The sequence below is a fragment of the Kitasatospora sp. NPDC088783 genome (assembly GCF_044750705.1).
Taxonomy (GTDB): Bacteria; Actinomycetota; Actinomycetes; order Streptomycetales; family Streptomycetaceae; genus Kitasatospora; species Kitasatospora fiedleri.
This window is the reverse complement of sequence record NZ_JBIVKJ010000006.1, coordinates 265,456-282,049: the sequence shown is the minus strand read 5'-3', so window position 1 is coordinate 282,049 and position 16,594 is coordinate 265,456. Positions and strand designations below refer to the sequence as shown.

At 72.6% G+C, this 16,594-nt stretch carries 16 protein-coding genes; 11 read left to right on the top strand and 5 right to left on the bottom strand.

Features of this window, described 5'->3' with window-relative positions; genetic code table 11:
• Positions 1-158 precede the first annotated feature (158 nt).
• From ACIP60_RS19415 to ACIP60_RS19405, 3 genes are all read right to left on the bottom strand, one after another.
• Positions 159-1,190, bottom strand: coding sequence for a LacI family DNA-binding transcriptional regulator (locus tag ACIP60_RS19415; protein ID WP_100835064.1), 1,032 nt, complete (start codon positions 1,188-1,190; stop codon positions 159-161).
• A gap of 181 nt (positions 1,191-1,371) precedes the next feature.
• Positions 1,372-1,521, bottom strand: coding sequence for a hypothetical protein (locus ACIP60_RS19410; protein ID WP_400685953.1), 150 nt, complete (start codon positions 1,519-1,521; stop codon positions 1,372-1,374).
• 970 nt (positions 1,522-2,491) lie between these two features.
• Entirely contained in the window at positions 2,492-2,965 is a 474-nt protein-coding gene (locus ACIP60_RS19405; protein WP_400685950.1) for a MarR family winged helix-turn-helix transcriptional regulator, read from the bottom strand.
• An 88-nt stretch (positions 2,966-3,053) separates the two neighbouring features.
• On the opposite strand from ACIP60_RS19405, the gene ACIP60_RS19400 reads away from it, so the two are divergent.
• The 3 genes from ACIP60_RS19400 to ACIP60_RS19390 are packed head-to-tail and all read left to right on the top strand — an operon-like array spanning position 3,054 to position 5,847.
• Positions 3,054-4,490 (top strand): MFS transporter, encoded by a 1,437-nt coding sequence (locus tag ACIP60_RS19400; protein ID WP_400685947.1) that lies wholly within the window; start codon positions 3,054-3,056, stop codon positions 4,488-4,490.
• Positions 4,491-4,525: 35 nt separating this feature from the next.
• Complete coding sequence (locus ACIP60_RS19395) at positions 4,526-5,098, top strand: YbhB/YbcL family Raf kinase inhibitor-like protein (RefSeq protein WP_400685944.1); 573 nt, start codon at positions 4,526-4,528, stop codon at positions 5,096-5,098.
• Positions 5,095-5,847 (top strand): transposase, encoded by a 753-nt coding sequence (locus tag ACIP60_RS19390; RefSeq protein WP_400685941.1) that lies wholly within the window; start codon positions 5,095-5,097, stop codon positions 5,845-5,847. Before ACIP60_RS19395 ends, ACIP60_RS19390 begins: the two co-directional genes overlap by 4 nt.
• Before the next feature lie 229 nt (positions 5,848-6,076).
• Here the strand turns inward: ACIP60_RS19390 and ACIP60_RS19385 are convergent, their stop codons facing one another.
• Positions 6,077-6,487 (bottom strand): spore-associated protein A, encoded by a 411-nt coding sequence (locus ACIP60_RS19385; protein ID WP_400685938.1) that lies wholly within the window; start codon positions 6,485-6,487, stop codon positions 6,077-6,079.
• 471 nt (positions 6,488-6,958) lie between these two features.
• On the opposite strand from ACIP60_RS19385, the gene ACIP60_RS19380 reads away from it, so the two are divergent.
• From ACIP60_RS19380 to ACIP60_RS19365, 4 genes are all read left to right on the top strand, one after another.
• Positions 6,959-7,348 carry a DUF1508 domain-containing protein gene (locus ACIP60_RS19380; RefSeq protein ID WP_400685935.1) on the top strand — a complete coding sequence of 130 codons (390 nt, stop codon included), beginning with the start codon at positions 6,959-6,961 and terminating at the stop codon, positions 7,346-7,348.
• Positions 7,345-7,758: a hypothetical protein gene (locus ACIP60_RS19375; RefSeq protein WP_400685933.1), complete on the top strand. Its 414-nt coding sequence runs from the start codon at positions 7,345-7,347 to the stop codon at positions 7,756-7,758. Before ACIP60_RS19380 ends, ACIP60_RS19375 begins: the two co-directional genes overlap by 4 nt.
• Positions 7,759-8,194: 436 nt before the next feature.
• The gene (locus tag ACIP60_RS19370) at positions 8,195-9,226 is read left to right on the top strand and encodes a substrate-binding domain-containing protein (RefSeq protein ID WP_400685931.1); all 1,032 of its coding nucleotides are present in this window, start codon (positions 8,195-8,197) and stop codon (positions 9,224-9,226) included.
• Between the two features lie 249 nt (positions 9,227-9,475).
• Positions 9,476-10,060: a hypothetical protein gene (locus ACIP60_RS19365; protein WP_400685928.1), complete on the top strand. Its 585-nt coding sequence runs from the start codon at positions 9,476-9,478 to the stop codon at positions 10,058-10,060.
• Positions 10,061-10,163: 103 nt separating this feature from the next.
• On the opposite strand, the gene ACIP60_RS19360 is transcribed toward ACIP60_RS19365, so the two are convergent.
• Positions 10,164-10,514, bottom strand: a complete 351-nt coding sequence (locus ACIP60_RS19360; RefSeq protein WP_111552672.1) for a PRC-barrel domain-containing protein — start codon at positions 10,512-10,514, stop codon at positions 10,164-10,166.
• A 235-nt stretch (positions 10,515-10,749) separates the two neighbouring features.
• Here ACIP60_RS19360 and ACIP60_RS19355 point away from each other — a divergent pair, with 235 nt between their 5' ends.
• From ACIP60_RS19355 to pstA, 4 genes are all read left to right on the top strand, one after another.
• Positions 10,750-11,346 (top strand): hypothetical protein, encoded by a 597-nt coding sequence (locus tag ACIP60_RS19355; RefSeq protein WP_400685924.1) that lies wholly within the window; start codon positions 10,750-10,752, stop codon positions 11,344-11,346.
• A 240-nt stretch (positions 11,347-11,586) separates the two neighbouring features.
• Positions 11,587-14,085: a hypothetical protein gene (locus ACIP60_RS19350; protein WP_400685921.1), complete on the top strand. Its 2,499-nt coding sequence runs from the start codon at positions 11,587-11,589 to the stop codon at positions 14,083-14,085.
• A 145-nt stretch (positions 14,086-14,230) separates the two neighbouring features.
• Positions 14,231-15,247 carry a phosphate ABC transporter permease subunit PstC gene (gene pstC / locus ACIP60_RS19345; RefSeq protein WP_100835057.1) on the top strand — a complete coding sequence of 339 codons (1,017 nt, stop codon included), beginning with the start codon at positions 14,231-14,233 and terminating at the stop codon, positions 15,245-15,247.
• A gap of 13 nt (positions 15,248-15,260) precedes the next feature.
• The gene (pstA, locus tag ACIP60_RS19340; RefSeq protein WP_400685918.1) at positions 15,261-16,568 is read left to right on the top strand and encodes a phosphate ABC transporter permease PstA; all 1,308 of its coding nucleotides are present in this window, start codon (positions 15,261-15,263) and stop codon (positions 16,566-16,568) included.
• The last annotated feature ends 26 nt before the right edge of the window (positions 16,569-16,594 follow it).

Sequence of the window (16,594 nt, the reverse complement as noted above, 5' to 3'; positions counted from 1 at the left end):
AATTTCGAACTCCCGCCGAATGTTACGGCGCGACCCGGACGACGGTAGGGGAGCCCGGCGAGGGCGTCAACCATCCGCGCGCGGCCCGGAGGGTCCGGACCGCGCGCGGATGAATGAGGCGGATGAATGAGGGTGGGCGAGGGTGGGCGGGGTGCCGCTCAGGCGTCGGCGGGCGGCGGGGCGGTGCTGGCGCGGACGACCAGGCTGGTGGCGAGGTCGACCCGGGTGGCGGAGGGGTGCTCGCCGCGGCCCAGGCCGATGGCCAGCCGGGCCGCGGTCTCGGCCATTTCCACCAGCGGCTGGCGCACCGTGGTGAGCGGCGGCCCGACCCAGCGGGCCAGCGGCAGGTCGTCGAAGCCGACCACCGAGAGGTCCTCCGGCACCCGCAGGCCCAGTTCGCGGGCGGCCTCGTACACGCCGAGGGCCTGCAGGTCGTTGCCCGCGAAGATCGCGGTGGGCCGGTCGGGCCGGGTGAGCAGGGCGCGGGCCGCGGCGTACCCGGCCTCGTGGTGGAAGTCGCCCTCGTGGATCAGCTCCGGGTCCACCGGCAGCCGGGCGGTCCCCAGCGCGGTGCGGTAGCCGTCGATCCGGGCGCGGCTGCACATCATGCCGGACGGCCCGGAGATCATCGCGATCCGGCGGTGGCCCAGGTCGAGCAGGTGGCGGGTGGCGGCGAGGCCGCCCTGCCAGTTGCCGGTGCCGACGGCGGGCACCCCCTCGGCCGGGTCGCCGGCCGGGTCCAGCACCACGAACGGGATGTCGCGGCTGGTGAGTTGGTCGCGCTGGGCGGCGTCCAGCTCGGACAGCACCAGCACCACCCCGGCCGGTCGGCGGGCCAGCACGCCGTCCACCCAGGTCTGTCCCGGGGTGAGCCGCCCCGCGGACTCGGAGAGCACCACGCTCAGCCCCTCGTCCCGGGCGACGTTCTCCACCCCCCGGATCACCTCCATCGCCCAGGCGCTGTCGAGCTGGTGGAAGACCAGGTCGAGCAGCCGGGACGGCGGCGCGGCGGTGCGGCGGCGCTGGTAGCCGGTGCGGCGCAGGATCTCCTCGACCTTGGCCCGGGTGGCGGGCGCGACGTCGGCCCGACCGTTCAGCACTTTCGAAACTGTCGGCGCCGAGACGCCGGCCGCCCGGGCGATCTCCGACAGCGTCGGTGCGGGGTCGGGTTCGAGTTCTGCAGCGCTCATGGCACGGATAGTAGCGCCCCTGCGAGACGCGGCGGGACGGCGCGCGAACCGGGGGCCGTCCCCGGCGGGCGGCCCCGGTCCGGGCGATTGCACGGCGTAGTGCCATCGCAACATTCGGCAGCCGAACGAAACATGGCGGCTGGCTGTTGCGGCGCGCTTCGGTGGCCCGCCGGGCGCGCGCTCAGTGCGCCGGGAAGCTGGACGCCGTCCAGTCGTCCAGCACCCGCTGCCGCAGCCCGGCCGGGAACGACCCCGCGAAGGACGCCGTGCGGCCCCGGAAGTCCCGCGGCAGCAGGCGGTCGGCCCCGGCCGCAACCGAGTGAGAAGTCATGTCATGTGGTGGGCCTGTGGTGGCGGGCGAGGGCGGCGGTGGAGCCGGCGCAGTCCGCCGAGCCGGGCGACGGTCCGCTCGATGGCCCGGCGGTGCGGCCGGGACGAGTCGGGGGACTCGGTGCTGCTGCGGCGGAGACGCGGTGGATGGTCTGCCGTCTCCGCAGGCAGGAGCGGATGAAACGGTGGCCGCAGGCCTTGTCGCCGTGGAGCTTGCCAGGCCGACGGCGTCTCGGACCACGGCGGGAACGGATCGGCGGGATCGGCACCGCCATTGCGGAAGCCGGCATGACCGTCCGCTACACCACTCCTTTCGGCTGGCTGCCACCGAAGCCGAGCACCAGCCGGGCCACTGACCGGCCGAGCCGGGAGCGGAGGACCGGCGGTCGAGGCGGTGCGACGTCACGGTTGTCCGCCGAGCCCGAGCTTCTTCACCCCGAACGGGGAGGAGACCGTGGGGGGGCAGCCCAGCCGTGGTGGACGAGTGCGATCCGGGAAGGCACTGGCGTCAGCGGATGGACGGCTTTGCCTCGCGACCAGTTCGCGAGCAGGCCCTCGGTGGTGTCGACGGTGGTGACGACCACCGTCACCTGGAGCTTCCCGTCGCCCCATGTGTTCCACGGGGCCCACCGCTCGGGCCGGGCCTCGCCCCCGAGGCGGGCGCACGCCTCCTCCTGGTGCTGCTCCGCACAGGTCCGTGGAGGATCTGACATCGGCATTGCGTGGGGGCTCCCGCGCTCTGCGGGCTGCTGCTCGTCTTCGGTTACGCCCTGTTTGCCGGGCTGATCCGGCTTCCGGACAGCGGCGTTGTCCGCCCGCTCGTGGGCCTGCGGACTTCCGGCTTGGGGAACCTCCGTACCGTGAACAGGACCGCGGAGAACGCGAAGTCAAGGCAATCGCCACCAGGGCGATGCGATACCGGGCTCGCGCGGCCGGAGCTGGGCCAAAGCGGCGCCATGTCCTGTCGGACTCTATGAGTCGGCGACGCGTCGCATGATGTGCGACGCCTTGAGGAGGGTTTCGCGCTCGCCTTCGGTGAGTCGGGCGAGTTGGTCGTCTAGCCAGCCGGAGCGCACGGCAAGTGCGGCCCGGGCGAGCTCGGTTCCCGCCGGCGTGACATGAAACAGCACGCGCCGGCCGTCCGACGGGTCCTTGTCCCGTAGTGCGTGCCCGCCGCTGACGAGACGGTTCACGGTCTGACTCATGGTGCTTGGTGTGACGTGGGCACGGCGGCTCAGCTCCGTGAGGCTCTGCGGGCCGTGGTTGTGGAGCTTGACGAGAACGCCCATGGCCGCGTCGCCCAGCTCCCCCTCGCCGCGTTCGGAGCGGAAGCGGCTGTAGAGCCTGGCCACGGCCACTTTCAGCTCGTTGCCGAGTACTGCGTCCAGGTCGCCGCCGGCTTCGTCGCTGCGGTCCGGTCCGGTGGGTTTTGCCTGCGCACTCACGATTGCTTAGTATACCCAAAGGAAGTCTTTCGTAATACGAAAGACCTGCTCTTTCCGTGGTGCACCGAACCAGATCACGAGGCCCCCCATGACATCCCCTCCGGTCAGGACCCCCGCGCCGCAGGCGGCCGACTCCGTCTCGAAGGACGGCTTCGGCCTGCGATTCACCTTCCCGCTGATGCTCGGCACGACGCTCAACCCGGTAAACAGCTCGATGATCGCCACCGGTCTCGCGGGGATCGCGGCCGACTACCACCTCGGCCCCGGTCAGGCCGCGAGCCTCGTATCCGTGCTCTATCTGTGCGGCGCCGTCATGCAGCCGACGATGGGCAAGCTGGCAACGCTCTTCGGCCCGCGCAAGGTGCTCCTGACCGGCGTCACGATCCTCCTCGCCGGCGGACTGCTGGGTACCCTGGCCCCCGACTTCCAGGTGCTGCTGCTCTCGCGCGCGCTGATCGGGATCGGCTCCTCCGCGTGCTACCCCGCCTCGATGGCGCTGGTGCGGCGGCGGGCGGAGCGCCTGAAAACCGGTGTGCCCAGCACAGTGCTCGGCAACTTCTCCATCGCCTCGCAGATCGTCGCGGTGCTCGGCCTGCCGCTGGGCGGTGTCCTCGCGGGCGCCTTCGGCTGGCGGGCGCTGTTCTTCGTCAACGTCCCCCTGGCCCTGCTTGCGTTCCTGTTCACCGCCCGCAACGTCGAGAAGGACGCCCCCACCCGCGGCCGGGGAGTCCGGCGCACCCTGGCCGCTCTCGACCCGGCCGGGATCACCCTGTTTGCGGTGTCCGTGGTCGGCCTGCTGCTCTTCCTCAACGACCTCGAGCACCCCGCCTGGCCGCTGGGCCTGGTCGCGCTGCTCGCGGCCATCGCACTGACCGTCTGGGAGCGCCGTGCCGGATCACCGCTGATCGACGTGCGCGCCCTCGCACGCAGCGCGGCGCTGCGCCGCACCTATGTACGCCAGATGCTGGTCGGACTCGGGGTGTACACCTCGATGTACGCCATCACCCAGTGGCTGGAGGGCAGCGCCGGCTACTCCTCGTTCCAGTCGGGACTGATCATGCTCCCGCTGTCCGTGGTCAGCATGGCCCTGGCCAGGATCGTCTCCACCCGCGGCTGGGTGCGCCGGCCCCTGGTGACCGGCGCCGTGGCCCTGGCGCTGGCCGGTGCCACCATGGCCGCCGCCGACAGCGACGGCGGCCTCGTGCTCCCGCTGGTGATGACCGCGGCCCTCGGCTTCACCAACGGCCTGTGCAACTTCGCCAACCAGACCACCTTGTACGTCCAGACCACCGGCGACGACATCGCCGTCGCCTCCGGCCTTTTCCGCACCTTCGGCTACATCGGCGCGATCTTCTCCTCCAGCGTGATCTCGCTGGCCTTCGGCGATCGCGTCACCGACGCCGGCTTCCACCACATGGGCTGGGTGGTCGCCGCCCTCGGCGCCCTGACCACCCTGATCACCCTCCTGGACCGCACCGTGCCCGCCAGCGTCGCCGGGCCCGACCGGCACGCCGACACCAACTGAACCCGGGACCAGCACACACCGACCGGAGTTGCCCGATGAAACTGCTCGCCCTGCTCCTCACCCCGCTCGGAATCCTGCTGCGCCGTAAGCGCGCCGGGGCCGCCAACAGCGTCCGCCACACTCCCGAACTGGCAACGACCGCCGCACCGCTGGAGGTCACCTCCGCATCGTTCACCCACCGAGCGCCGATCCCGTACCGCCACGCCACCATGGACATGGGCCCCAACATCTCGCCCGCTCTGGAGTGGAGCGAGCCGCCCGCCGGCACCGTCCAGATGCTGCTCGTCATGGAAGACACCGACACCCCCACGGCCAAGCCCGCCCACCACGTGATCGTCACCTTCGCCCCGACGCCCCGACGGATCGAAGAAGGCGAACTCACGGCGGACAACGCCCGCTTCACCTACCTGCCCGACCGCCGCGGCCGCACCGGGTACCAGGGACCGCGCCCCTTGCCCGGCCACGGAACACACCACTACGGCTTCCACCTCTACGCCCTCGACCGGATCGCCCCACTGACGGGTGCGTCCACCTTCGACGCCCTCCTCCCGCACCTGTCCGGACACGTCCTGGCCTCCGGACACCTCGAAGGCACCATGCGCGGATGACCCCACAGGGACGACCCGCCGCGCCCGGGGAAGGACGGCGGGGTCCGCGTTTCATGAGAGCGTCTTTCGTCGGCGCGGTCGGGCGGGGCGCCGAGCGTGGATGCGGTGGTGGCCGCCGCCGAGGGACTGAGCAACGGCGCCACCGTACGGGAGCTCGCAGTCACTGTGAACACGGTCCGCAAGTGACGTGGCCGGTTCGCGCTCCACGGGCCGGACGGTCTCAAGGACGCCAATCGCTCGGGACGCCCCAAGACCTACGGCCCACAGGTACGGGTGGCAATCGTAGCGGCGGCTACCAGCCCACCCCTGTATCCAGAGGCGACCTGGTCGAATACCGCCGCCACGGCACGGTGTCCTCGGCAGCCCTGAACGTGCGTACTGGAGAGGTCCTCACCGAGGTCATCGCCCGGAACAACGCGGTGACCTTCACCGCCTTCCTCGACCAACTCGAGGCGGTCATCGCCGCAGACCGGACCATTCACGTGGTCCTGGACAACGGCTCCTCCCGGACCGCCAAGCACACCGAGAAGCGGCTGGCCGCGCACCCCCGCTGGACCGCGCACTGGACCCCGCCGCATGCCTCGTGGTTGAACCAGATCGAGCTGTACTTCTCTGTCACGACCCGCCGAGTCCTGCGCCACGGAGACTTCTCCAGCCGCGACGACCTCATCGGCAGACTGGAGACCTGCGTCATCGGCCGCGACGAGACCGCGGCGCCGTACAGGTGGAGCTACGACGGCACCCGTTGAAGGCCACTTGACCAGTCCCGACGCCCCCCACGGACTTGCGCGGAGCAGCACTAGGTCTCCTCCATGCGGTCCGGCATCGCCCTGGGACGCAGAATCACCGCGCCCGCGAGCTTCGGCCCGGGGCGATCCGCCTCACCGTCGAGGCAGCCGTCCCCGGGGAGGTGGTAGTGGCGAAGTCCCCGGGCCGGCGCCCGGGACCACGCCGGCGAGCGGAGCCGGTTGCAGGGGGTCAGCTGCAGTGGGAGTGGAACTGGTTGTTGATCTCGCCGTTGATTTCACCCTCCCAGTCGATGCACGTCCCCGGCGCGTACAGGTACACGGGACCGGCGTAGGTGGTGTAGAAGTCCAGGTCCTGCTTCCACTGGGTGGTGCCGCTCTTCTTGATCGACGCCCCGATGTCCACCAGGTAGGAGCTGGGGTGGGTGCGGACCGTCACGACACAGTTGTAGCCGTTGGAGCTGTTGTACGTGAGGAAGACCGTCCCGTCGGCCAGCGGCAGGGTGTCGATGACGCCGTAGCCGGAACCGCACACGCCGTTGTAGGTGGCCGCTGCGGCCACCGAGGGGGTGACGGCGACTCCGGTGGCCGCGAGCGCGGTGACCGCCGTCGTGAGGGCGGCCCGCTTGAGGAGCTTCTTCATGATTCCACCTGTCCTTGTCCGCTGCTGTGATCCGGCGGGCGGCCGACGTCGTACCGGTGGGGTGATCGCTCCCGGCCCCCGCGGTCATGCTGCTGGACCGGCGTATCGTCACGGTGGCGTCCGCGTATCGCCGGTCCGCCGGGACGGTCACCGCCCGATGAGAGGACTCCCGAGCCCGGTACCGGGCCCGGTACCGGCCGGGGCCCGGCGGGTGGACGAGAGGGCCGGGCGGCGGTGGCGCGCGGCGCGCAAGGGGGCCCGGCCCGGAGCGTCCCGCATTAACGAGGGAGAACTTCGGGGCGAACAGCGTCGGCGTGGGAGGGATTCCACTTCCGGACCTCCTCTGTGCACACATAGCGTTCGCGGCGTGACGATGTGCGTCCGGTCCGTGGTCCACGCGGGGCGGCAGGGCGTTCGGTGGCGCGGCCGGGGAACGGTCGTGGTCCGGCAGACGATCCGGGGGTAGCGGCGGTGCGCGGGGAGGGCCTGTTCACGGAGCGGGCGCCGAACGGGCGGTTCCAGTGGCAGCTCAAGGCGATGAACGGCCGGGTGGTGGCGGTGTCCTCCTCCGTCCACGAGTCGTCCGCCGACGCCGAACGGGCGTTCGCGGAGCTGGTCGCCCTGGGGCCGGCGCTGGTGGCGCGGATCACCCATGTCCGCGACGGGCTGGGCTGGACCTGGGTGGTGCCCGGGCCGCGCGGTAATCCGTTGGTCAAGTCGAGCCGGGCGTACGAGCGTTACGCGACCTGCCAGAACGCGTTCCGGCGGTTCATGGCGCTGGTGGCCCGGATGGCGGCGGAGGAGGCGGTAGCGGCGGAGGCCCCCGCCCCCGCCCCCGCCGGGTCCGGGGACGGTTCGTGAGCACGGTGGAGACCGGCCGCGGCCCCCGGCTGGTGCCGGTGCGCGGGGCGGACGGCCGGGTGGGCTGGTCGCTGGTGGCCGCGAACGGCAGGCGGCTCGCCTCGGCCGTCCGCGCCTACCGCAACGACCGTGAACTGGCGGACGGAATAGGGGAGTTGCTGGCCGAACGGGCGGCCCTGCGGTTCGTCCTCGGCCAGCGCGAGGACCGGCTCTGGGTCTGGACGGCGCACCTGCCCGCCCGTAGCACCCGGGCCGGCGCGGGCGGCGGCGAGGCGATCGCCCGCAGCGCCCGGGGCTACCTGCGCCGCGACCAGTGCCGGCAGAGCGTGACCGCCTTCCTCCAGGGCGCCGACCACGTCCAGCGGCTGCGCCGCCTGGGCGGCGGCTCGGCCCTGTCACCCGGCTGGTAGGCGTACCAGGGTCCATCAACCCCCTTGCGAAGGGGGCCGATTGGCGTGCCCCGAGGGTGGTCGGCCGGAGTCGTCCTCGGCCTCCGGCGCCGGGCCGGAGGCCGCCCGGACGGATGCGGGCCAGTGGTGGAGGGTTGCGCGGGACTGGTGCAGCGGGAGTGAAGCGGAGATGGCCGGGGTGACCCCGTGGGCACACCTGGAGAAGAACGCCTCCGTGGTGCGAAGGACGGTCGACGGACCGTCAAACACCTTGCTGAGCAGGGTATTTACGAGAGCAGGCGGATCGTCGGCGGCGGGGCGGCCGGGGGAGGCGGTGCTTCCGGACGGCGGGCGGTCGCGGCGAGGATCACTCCGCCGGGAAGCCGCGGAGCTCTCCGGCACCGGGCCCCGCCAGGCCCGGTCCAGCTAGGACTTTCCTTGATGGAGGAACAGGACCATGCGTCACACCGCTGCCAAGGCGTTCGCGGCCGCCGCGATGACCGCCGCCGCTCTCGCCACCGTCGCCGTCCCGGCGATGGCTGACCCGGCCACGGGTGTCACCCCGGCTGCCCAGGACATCGTCGGTGCCGGCTCGGACACCACGCAGGCTCTGCTCAACCAGTTCTCGGTCGACTACAACGCCACCCTGGGCGCGGGTTCCACTCTGCCGCACCTGTACAGCTGGGACGCGACCGGTTCGGCCACCATCACCCCGAAGGCCGGTGCCGGCACCATCACCCGCCCGAACGGCTCCGGCGCCGGCATCTCCACGCTGAACGCCACCACCAGCACCACCCTGGACTTCGCGCGCTCCTCCCGCACCCGGCAGGGCACCGACCCGGCCACCATCCTGTTCGTGGCGTTCGCCAAGGACGCGGTGACCTGGTCGGCGAAGTCCGGCGGCAACGCCCCGACCAACCTGACCACCCAGGACCTGAACGACATCTACTCCTGCAAGGCCGGCAAGACCAACTGGTCGAACTTCGGCGGCACCGCCGGCACCATCAAGCCCTACCTGCCGCAGCTCAGCTCCGGCACCCGCTCCTTCTTCCTGGGCGCCATCGGCAACCCGGTCCTGGGCGCCTGCGTCGTCAGCGGCCCGGAGGAGAACGAGGGCACCGACGCCGCGCTGAACGACCCGAACGTCATCTTCCCGTACTCCGTCGGCCACTGGGTGGGCCAGGCCAACGGCCACACCACCGCCACCGACGACAAGGGCAGCCTGACCCTGCGCAGCATCAACGGCGTCGCCCCGCTGACCGGCACCGGCACCCTGAACGCCGCCTTCGCCAACCCGACCTACGGCCGGGTGCTCTACAACGTGGTCCGCGCCGGCGAGTGGAACGCCAGCCCGGCCACCACCCAGAGCACCGCCCTGCGCGCGATCTTCGGCCCGACCGGCTACATCTGCTCCACCGCCGGCCGCGCCAGCATCACCAGCTACGGCTACCTCAACCTGGCCGCCGCGTCCTGCGGCTCGACCATCTGACGCTCCCGCACCAGGTCCGTCGCCCCCCGCACCACCCGCCGCCCGTCCCGGCCACACCCCGGGACGGGCGGCGGCCCTTGGCGGCACCAGGTACGACCACGCACCAATCACGCGCCACGCCTCATCAAGCACCACGTGTCAGCACGCACCACGTGCCATCACGCAGCACCGTCCCGCGCCACGCGCCGCCACGCACCACGCGCCACCATGCACCGGGTGCCACCGCGCACCCCGTCCGAAGGAGCCACGATGTCCCGTCTCACCGTCCGGATCGCCGCCGCGGCCGCCGGCCTCGCCCTCGTCGCCACCGCCGCCTCCGCCACTTCCGCCTCCGCCGCCCCGGCGGCCGGCAACGCGGTGATCAACGAGAGCAACGCCTTCTTCCAGCAGGCCGCCCAGGCCGGCATCGTGGCCGTGCCGCTGCCCACCGCCACCGCGGGCTACAACGCGACCACCGGCCTGTCGGCGAGCTTCCCGGTGACCGACGGCACCGGCGGCCTGCGCGACTTCTTCGGCGGCGTCCAGCTCGGCGGCGGCCTGCTGTTCGTCGACGCGAAGACCGGCAGCGCGGTCTCCTTCCACCAGTTGGCCTTCTCCTTCGAGGACTGGACGCTGACCGCCGTCCCGGACGGCTCGACCACCCCGGTGGCGCTGTTCGACCCGGCCGGTGACAACGCCATCAACTACAGCGGCACCACGCAGAACCTGACCGCCACCTCGCTGGTCCTGGACGCCGCGGGGGCCCAGTACCTCGACACCAGGCTGCACACCGCCTTCTTCGCGGCGGGCCAGAGCGTCGGCTCCTTCACGGTGGCCTACACGCCCGCCTCCTGACGCTCCGCCAGGCCGATTCGTCAGGTCGGTCCGACGGCACGGCAACGCCGGGGCCCCGCGCGTATCACGCGCGGGGCCCCGGCGGGTGGGGGGACGGGCCGGGTCAGATGGTTCCGCCGCTGTAGTAGCCGCCGAGCTGGTCGCGGTAGGCCGGATCGTCGGTGTGGTGGCCCGCGTCGCGGGCGGGCGAGTTCTTCACCTCGTCCTTGGAGCGGTTCACGTACACCGCCTGGTCCTCGTGGTCGATCCGGGTGATGGTGCCGGCCGGGAGCAGCACCTCGTGGCCGAAGATCCACGGGCCGGTGTCGACCACGATGTAACCCGCGTCGACGTCCTCGGTGTGCTTGTCGACCTTGCCGATGTGGCCGTCGGTGGCCTCGACCCGGTAGCCGGTCAGGTCCGAGCCCGCGGTGTAGCCCTCGGCGCCCTCGTAGCCCCACAGTCCGCTGGTCACAGCTGCCTCCTCGTCGGTGTGCGTCGATCGTCTGCTGGACACTCGACTGCCCCGGACCCGGTCGATCATGCCTCCGCGGGACGGACAGGACGGACAGGACGGACAGGACGGACAGGACGGACGGAACGTACGGGGCGCCGGGAGGGGGTGCCGGGGGCGCCGGGAGAGGACGGGACGGCGGCGGCCCGTGGCGTGCCGGATCGGTGCGGCGGTGCGACGGGCTTAGGGTCGCCGGGTGGACGCATCCCCGGAGCACGGACAGCAGCACGAGCGGGAGCCTGGGCAGGAGCACGCGCAGCGGCACGGACAGCAGCACGCGCGGGACCGGCCGCCCGCGCCGGAGCGGAGCGGGCACCGCCCCCGCCGCTGGCGGGAGGTCTCCCCGACCCGGCGCGGCCTGGTGCTGGCGTGGTGGGGCTTCACCCTCACGTTCGGCTTCCTGCGGCTGCTGACCTGGCTGATCCACATCGACGCCGCCGGGGTGGGCAACGTCTCGGCGGGCGGCGTCCACATCCACCATTACGTCTGGGGCATCCTCATCCTGATGGTGGTCGGCGCGCTGGGCCTGGTCGAGCGGTCGGCGCGCTGGCGGACCTGGATGGGCCTGGCCTACGGCATCGGCACCGCCCTGGTCATCGACGAGACCGCCAACCTGATCGACCTGAACGACGTCTACTGGGAGGACGCCGGCTGGGTCAGCATCGCCGTCGCGCTGATCGTCATCGGCATCGCGGGCAGCGCCCTGGCCCTCACCCACCGGGACGAGACCGGCCCCGACGGGGCGGGAGACAGGGTGGGAGACGGAGCGGCGGACGGGGAGGGGAAGGACTGACGCCGGGCGGCAAGCGCAGCGCTCCCCGCCCGTCCGACGGATTCCGGACGGGCGGCCCGCGTTTCTGACGGTACGCCAATTGGCTTGATTCGAGCACTAATTGGGGTCTCGTACACCTGGTGGACAGCGAGCGGCCAGGCGGGACTGGCCGAATGGCGTCGGGGCGGCCGGACGGCGGCTCCGCTCCCTGTCACCCGTGCGTGCCCGATTCGGCGCGCCGTCGCCGGAGGTGCTGCGCCGATGAGAACCCGCCCTTGGGGGCCGAGAACCGGATCGCGTCCGTCGCGGACCTACCTGGCGGCCGTGCTGGCCTGGGCGGTGGCCGCCGCCGTGGTCTTCCTGCCGCTCGGCGGACCGGGGGTCCAGCCCGCCCTGGCGGCCTCGGGGAAGACGGTGGAGGGCCCGGCCCGGTTCGACCCGAACACCTGGACCGACGGCCCGCGGGGGACCGTCACCGTCTCGCAGGTCAACGACCTCAGGAACCAGGTGGTGCACGTCAGTTGGACGGGCCTCACGCCGACCGTCGACTACATGGGCCAGCCCGTCCAGGTCATCGCCCCGCTGGCCCGGGACGCCTACTACCCGGTCCGGATCTACCAGTGCCGGGGCGAGGACCCGAAGGTCACCGACTGCTACGGCTCCACCCTGTACGGCGGTGACCCGGCCGGTGGCTTCCTGCAGGAGCCGCCCGCGGCCGGTCCGGCCCCGGAGTTCCCGTCGAACGCGGTGATCGCGGCGACCCACCCGGACGGCACCGGCGAGGCGGACATCGAGCTCTGGACCGCGGCGCAGAGCCAGGGCCTCGGCTGCGACGCCACCCACAGGTGCTCGCTGGTGGTCGAGCCGAACTACGGCGGCGACTCGATCGGCGCCAACAGCTACCCCGACGTGGTGATCAACTGCGACGACCACTCGCTCGACATGGACTTCAGCTTCGACACCGCCACGGACGCCTCGTTCCTGCTCCGCCCGAGCGGCACCAGCTTCCTCTCCGGCGAGTCCTGCGCCTGGAAGCGGCACGTCACCATCCCGCTGGAGTTCGCGCCGACCCCCGACGCCTGCACCGCCGGTGACGCGGACTTCTCCGCGATCGGCCTGGAGATGGCCGACCGGGCCATGCAGCAGTGGCGCACCGGCAGCTGCCTGGACCGCGACCCGCTGCGGGTGCAGTACTCCGTCGGCAACGGCGAGCCGCAGGCCCGGGCGGCCTTCCTGCGCAGGTCCGGCGCGGACGTCGCGCTGACCTCGGTGCCGAGCACCGACCCGCCGACCCGCCCGTACGTCTACGCGCCGCTCGCCAACAGCGCCATCTCGGTGGTCTTCGTCATCGACGACAGCGCCACCCACCGGCAGGTCCGCCGGGTGCGGCTCAACCAGCGGCTGCTGGCGAAGATGCTCACCCAGACCTACCGCTACTACAACGACGACGACACCGACACCGTCCGGGGCAACCCGCTCTGCCTGTTCGACGACGAGGAGTTCCGCGAGCTCAACGCCGACGTCTCGCCCGGCGTGACCTGGCCCGGCTGCGGCAACCTCGCCAACACCGAGCCGGTGGTGGTCGGCGGGACCACCGACCTGGTGCACCGGCTGACCGAGTGGATCGTCGCCGACCCGGACGCCGCGCAGTTCCTCCAGGGCGCCCCCGACCGGTGGGGCACCCACGTCAACACGAAGTTCCTGCCGTCGAACTTCACCGGCTACCCGGTCGACTCGTTCCAGGCGCTGGACTACACCGGCCAGAACAACCACAAGCAGTACGAGTGGAACCCCGTGCTGGGCGGCCTCGGCCAGGTGCTGCGGATGGTGCTGGAGAACCGGCTGTCCTGCCAGCTGCCCTACGTCAACGCGGACGGCCAGCACGAGAAGTGCTCCGCCATGGCCCCCGGCAGCCGGGCGCTGTTCGCCGTCATGGACAGCGGCAACGCCCAGGCGATGAGCCTGCCCGAGGCCGAACTGCCCAACCCGGCGGGCGGGTTCACCACGCCGACGATCACCGCGATGCAGGCCGCCGCGGACGACATGCCGTTCGACGAGGCCACCGGCACCCAGCAGCTCCCGTACGGCGACGCGGGCTCCGCCTACGCCAAGGACCCGAAGGCGTACCCGCTGACCATGGTGCAGTACGCGATGCTGCCCACCGACGGCCTCGGCCAGGCCAGGAGCGCCGCGGTGAGCACCTTCGTGCGCGACGTCACCGACCCCGCCAAGGGCCAGGTCTACGGGCGGGCCGCCGGACAGCTCGCCCTCGGGTACGCGGGCCTGACCAAGGCCCAGCTCGCCCAGGCGAAGGCCGCCGCCGCCCACGTCGCCGCGCAGGACGGCGGCACGCCGAGCAAGCCCGCCGACACCGGCACCGGGGACGGCTCCGGCTCCGGTTCCGGCTCCAACGGCGGTGGCTCCGGCGGGAGTTCGGGCGGCAACGGCAGCGTCGGCGGCACCACCGCCGGCGGCGGTACGGGCGGTGCGGACGGCTCCGGCGGCACCCCCGCGCAGAGCGCCGCCGCCCCCGGCACGCCCGGCGGCAGCCCCTCGCCCGGCCTGGCCGCCGCCCCGGTCGGACAGGCCGCCGCCGACCGGGCCGGGACGGCCCGGCTGCTGCTGCCCGTGATCCTCGCCGTCGGCGCCGTCCTGCTGGTCGGCGGGCCCGCCGCGCTGTTCCTCGGCGGCACCGCCGCCGGCGCGAACCTCCGGCGCGGCACCGGGCGGCTCTGGTCGCGGCTGACCCGCCGTAGCTGACCCGCCGCGGACGACCCCGCTCCGCGGACGACCCCGCCCCGCAGACGACCCCGCCCCGCCGGACGGGCGCCCCGCGCGCCCGTCCGGCGACCACCGGCCCGTCCGGAACACCCCAGGAACCCTCACCGCGCCGAGAGTTGACACCATGACAGCCGCCGTCCAGCCGACGGACACCCGCGTCCCACCGCCGACGCCCGACCCCGACCGGCCCCGCCCGATCAGCGCCCCCGCCTCGCCCGCCGACCGCGCCTTCCGCGGCGTGCTGCGCGCCGCCGGCCTGTCGGTGTTCGTCCTGATGGGGCTGATCGCCTTCTTCCTGCTGATGCGCGGCACCGAGGCGCTGCGCGCGGTCGGCTGGTCCTTCCTCACCGAGCAGAACTGGCGCACCGCCGCGCACACCTTCGGCATCGCCGCCGTGCTGCCCAACGGCATCCTGATCGCGGTGATCGCGCTGTGCATCGCGGTGCCGGTCTCGCTCACCGCCGCGCTGTTCATCTCCGAGTACGCGCCGGTGCGGCTGCGGCCCGCGCTGGTCTCGCTGGTCGACCTGATGGCCGCCATCCCCAGCATCGTGTACGGGCTGTGGGGCCTGTTCTTCCTCCAGCCGCGGTTCGTCGGCCTGTGCCGCTGGCTGGCCAACCACCTCGGCGGGCCGCTGCCGTTCCTGGAGGTGCGCACCGGCGACACCCCGACCTCGTACACCTCCTCGACGTTCATCGCCGGGACGGTGGTCTCGCTGATGATCATCCCGATCATCACCTCGCTCAGCCGCGAGGTGTTCTCGCAGGCCCCGGCGGGCGAACGGGAGGGCGCCTACGCGCTCGGCTCGACCCGCTGGGGCATGGTGCGCACCGTGGTGCTGCCGTTCGGGCGCGGCGGCGTGATCGGCGCGGTGATGCTCGGCTTCGGCCGGGCGATGGGCGAGACCATCGCCGTCGCGCTGATCATCTCCCCGGTGTTCCGGATCTCCTGGCACGTGCTGGAGAACGGCGGCGGCTCGATCTCCTCGCTGATCGCGCTGCGCTTCAGCGAGTCCGACGGCCTCTCGCTGTCCGCGCTGATGGCCGCCGGCCTGGTGCTGTTCGCCCTCACCCTGCTGGTCAACGTGGCCGCCGGGTTCGTCATCAGCCGGTCCCGGTCCGGCGCCTCGACCTCGGACTGACCGGAGGACCCCGATGCACCCCACACCCCCCGACACCGCCACCGACGCCGCTCCCGCCGCCGCCACTGTCACCGCCGACACCGACACCGACACCGACACCGACACCGACACGGCCGCCGCCACCGCCCCGCCCGAGCAGCGGCGGATCAGGCTCGGCGGCACCACCCGCGAGGAGGTGCTCACCCTGCTGGGCGCCGCCACCGGCTCGCTCGCCCTGGACTGGGTGCTGTACGAGCGGGTGCTGCCGTTCAGCGGCGCGTTCGGCTTCCTGCTCTGCTGGTACCTGCTGTTCCTGGCGGTGTACACCGCCGCCGGGCGGCTCCAGTGGGACGCCCTGACCGTCCGCGAGCGGCTGGCCACCGCGCTGGCCTGGAGCTCCGGCCTGCTGGTGCTCGCCGTCATCGTCGAGCAGATCGGCTACGTCGCCGTCCGCGGCCTGGACGCCGCCCGGCACTGGAACTTCTTCACCGAGACCATGCGCACCACCGCCCCGCTGTCGCCGATCACCTCCGGCGGCTGCCTGCACGCCGTGGTCGGCTCGCTCGAACAGCTCGGCCTGGCCACCCTGTTCTCGGTGCCGCTGGGCATCCTCACCGCCGTCTTCCTGGTCGAGGCCGGGACCACCCGGCGCGGCGCCCGGGTGGTCAAGCCGGTGCGGGTGCTGGTCGAGGCGATGACCGCGCTGCCGTCCATCGTGGCCGGCCTGTTCGTGCTCGGCGTGGTCATCCTCACCCTGGGCGCCGAGAAGAGCGGACTGGCCGCCTCGCTCGCCCTCACCGTGATGATGACGCCGATCGTCACCCGCGCCGCCGAGGTCGTCGTCCGGCTCGTCCCCGGCACCCTCAAGGAGGCGTCCTACGCGCTCGGCGCCTCCCAGTGGCGCACCGTGTGGCACGTGGTGCTGCCCACCGCCCGGCCCGGACTGACCACCGCCGTGGTGCTCGGCATGGCCCGCGGCGTCGGCGAGACCTCCCCGGTGCTGCTCACCGCCGGGTTCACCGCCCGGATGAACCTCGACCCGCTGCACGGCAACCAGGCCAGCCTGCCGCTGTACGTCTGGAACTACGTCAAGCAGCCCTACCCCGACATGGTGGCCCGGGCGTTCGCCGGCGCGCTGACCCTGATGGCCGTGGTGCTGGTGCTGTTCGTCACCGCCCGGGTGCTGGGCCGCCACCGCGCCCCCGCCGACCGGCCCACCCGCCGCCCGCCGCGCCGGGCCCGCACCGCGGACACCGCGTCCGTGGCCGTACCCGCAGCCGTACCCGTACCGGCAGCCGCACCCGTCCTGGCCACGACCGCGCCGGCGGTGGAGAACCGATGACACGTCACAGAAGGAAGACCCGTCCC

Bases quoted from the DNA above. Each gene is read 5' to 3' on its own strand.
- ACIP60_RS19415 (WP_100835064.1), bottom strand. From the start codon at position 1,190: ATGAGCGCTGCAGAACTCGAACCCGACCCCGCACCGACGCTGTCGGAG.
- ACIP60_RS19410 (WP_400685953.1), bottom strand. From the start codon at position 1,521: ATGACTTCTCACTCGGTTGCGGCCGGGGCCGACCGCCTGCTGCCGCGG.
- ACIP60_RS19400 (WP_400685947.1), top strand. From the start codon at position 3,054: ATGACATCCCCTCCGGTCAGGACCCCCGCGCCGCAGGCGGCCGACTCC.
- ACIP60_RS19395 (WP_400685944.1), top strand. From the start codon at position 4,526: ATGAAACTGCTCGCCCTGCTCCTCACCCCGCTCGGAATCCTGCTGCGC.
- ACIP60_RS19390 (WP_400685941.1), top strand. From the start codon at position 5,095: ATGACCCCACAGGGACGACCCGCCGCGCCCGGGGAAGGACGGCGGGGT.
- ACIP60_RS19385 (WP_400685938.1), bottom strand. From the start codon at position 6,487: ATGAAGAAGCTCCTCAAGCGGGCCGCCCTCACGACGGCGGTCACCGCG.
- ACIP60_RS19370 (WP_400685931.1), top strand. From the start codon at position 8,195: ATGCGTCACACCGCTGCCAAGGCGTTCGCGGCCGCCGCGATGACCGCC.
- ACIP60_RS19365 (WP_400685928.1), top strand. From the start codon at position 9,476: ATGTCCCGTCTCACCGTCCGGATCGCCGCCGCGGCCGCCGGCCTCGCC.
- ACIP60_RS19350 (WP_400685921.1), top strand. From the start codon at position 11,587: ATGAGAACCCGCCCTTGGGGGCCGAGAACCGGATCGCGTCCGTCGCGG.
- pstC (WP_100835057.1), top strand. From the start codon at position 14,231: ATGACAGCCGCCGTCCAGCCGACGGACACCCGCGTCCCACCGCCGACG.
- pstA (WP_400685918.1), top strand. From the start codon at position 15,261: ATGCACCCCACACCCCCCGACACCGCCACCGACGCCGCTCCCGCCGCC.